This window comes from Bacillus sp. MYb78 (assembly GCF_002975115.1).
Taxonomy (GTDB): Bacteria; Bacillota; Bacilli; order Bacillales; family Bacillaceae_G; genus Bacillus_A; species Bacillus_A cereus.
This window is the reverse complement of sequence record NZ_PCOB01000069.1, coordinates 1-1,933: the sequence shown is the minus strand read 5'-3', so window position 1 is coordinate 1,933 and position 1,933 is coordinate 1. Positions and strand designations below refer to the sequence as shown.

Below are 1,933 nucleotides of genomic sequence, written 5' to 3'. Positions count from 1 at the left end.
GACCTGTTGGACCTGTTGGACCTGTTGGACCTGTTGGACCTGTTGGACCTGTTGGACCTGTTGGACCTGTTGGACCTGTTGGACCTGTCGCCCCTGGAGTAGCATTGATTAATTGAATTAATAAATTAAAAAGAAGTTGTAAAGTTGCAGAATCAACATTTGAGTTGCAAGATATAGGGATAAGATCTAAAGCGAAGAAGAATTGTGCAAGGGCGCTATAAAATTGTTGCAATAATGTTGACAATTGTCCTAAATTAGGTGCTGGAGATTGTAATAAAACTATAATACTTTGAGTTAATTGTTTCAAAAAATTAACTTCTGGGGAAGGTAATAAGGAATTTAAGAAAATTAAAAATTGATTAAATAAATCGAGTAACACTAATCTGTTTGCATTACTTGGATTTGCAAAAAATGCTGAAATAGCTGATACTAATGAGTTTAGTAAAGTAATTAATTGACTTAATTGTTCCCTAGTAATAGGAACTGACTGTGGATTTTTACAACAATCTGCTGAAAAAACAATCGGATTGCAGTTATTATGATCAAAACAATCATTATGTTTCATTTATTTCCTCCTTACTTTTCTTATAGTTGAGTGTTTTCCCATTCTAAGTACTATAAAAGATGCAATTGAAAAAAGTAGTTGAGTTATATGTTTCTCTTAAAATAGGAAACATGAATGATAATCAAACTTGAAAACGTCATTTAATTATGTTCATGACTCACATATTAATTATATGTTTTTAATAATTGACTGCTTAGATTAAATACCTAAACTTAAGGGTTTATTTTATTTTTCCACGTTTATCTCTTAGGTTCAAAGACACATTTTAATTTGAATACAAAAACCGAATTTACGATTAACATATATTCCGCAAGTAACAACATCATTTTTTCATATAAATAAAGAACATTTCCTTACTAAAATTGGGCTCACCTTATAAAGGTGAAGCCGTTTCTATTATAAAAAACTCTCATACAATATAGTGGACAAGTTATTTTATACTTCGTTCTAATAAAATATTGTAAGGAGTGAAAATTAATTGCCTATCATTCAACCATTTATGGCATCTAGAAGATTTACATCCACACTAGGAGCCGGCACAGGTACAGGTGCAGCTTTTGCAATTGCTGCCACAGCTTGTTTAAACGATGCGGGTACTACTGCAACCGCTTTTCCGACTTTCACGTATTACAACTTATATGTGAACGGTATTCTTCAACCAAGCGTGAACTCCAGTGTTACTACTGGTCCTACTGGTGCTATTACAATTCCTGGTGGGGATGCATTAGACGGCGGAATTCCAATTACAATTGAATTTATCGTCACTTAATGTTAACGAATGTAATTCAGAACAAAAAAGACAGATTCCTTTTTCATTAAGAATCTGTCTTTTTTAATTAATAATAATAAATTGTAAAATAATTGAAGAACCTTGCGATGGTGGTTGGTTATCCAATAAAGTTAGTTTACCAGTACTAACTTCATAGAATGGTTGTGGTTGCAAAATTCCATTGATAAACAAATTTATATACGAAACCTCACTAGGTGAAAGTATATTCGTTGTACCATATTGAGCTATGCCATCTGCATCTGTATATATAAGTTTCTCTCCATCTGAAAAAGTGTAAAATAACAAATTAGTTGTTGTTATAGGGCCAATCCCCCCAGTAGGACCTGTTACTCCCGTTGCTCCTGTTGCTCCTGTTATTCCCGTTGCCCCCGTTGCTCCTGTCGCTCCTGTTACTCCCGTTACTCCCGTTACTCCCGTTACTCCTGTTGCTCCCGTTATTCCCGTTGCTCCTGTTATTCCTGTTACACCCGTTGCTCCCGTTACTCCCGTTACTCCCGTTACTCCCGTTGTTCCTGTTGCTCCCGTTATTCCCGTTGCCCCCGTTGCTCCTGTCGCTCCTGTTACTCCCGTTACTCCCG

General features: G+C 35.6%; 3 protein-coding genes. 1 reads left to right on the top strand and 2 read right to left on the bottom strand.

Going from position 1 to position 1,933, the window contains the following annotated elements:
- Positions 1 to 565: collagen-like repeat preface domain-containing protein (locus CQ064_RS33025; protein WP_181147427.1), on the bottom strand; the 565-nt coding region annotated here is incomplete at its 3' end.
- 478 nt (positions 566 to 1,043) lie between these two features.
- On the opposite strand from CQ064_RS33025, the gene CQ064_RS33020 reads away from it, so the two are divergent.
- The gene (locus CQ064_RS33020) at positions 1,044 to 1,334 is read left to right on the top strand and encodes a DUF4183 domain-containing protein (RefSeq protein WP_001121647.1); all 291 of its coding nucleotides are present in this window, start codon (positions 1,044 to 1,046) and stop codon (positions 1,332 to 1,334) included.
- 63 nt (positions 1,335 to 1,397) lie between these two features.
- On the opposite strand, the gene CQ064_RS33015 is transcribed toward CQ064_RS33020, so the two are convergent.
- Positions 1,398 to 1,933, bottom strand: a 536-nt coding sequence (locus CQ064_RS33015) for a DUF4183 domain-containing protein (protein ID WP_142396697.1), incomplete at its 5' end; no start/stop codon positions are given.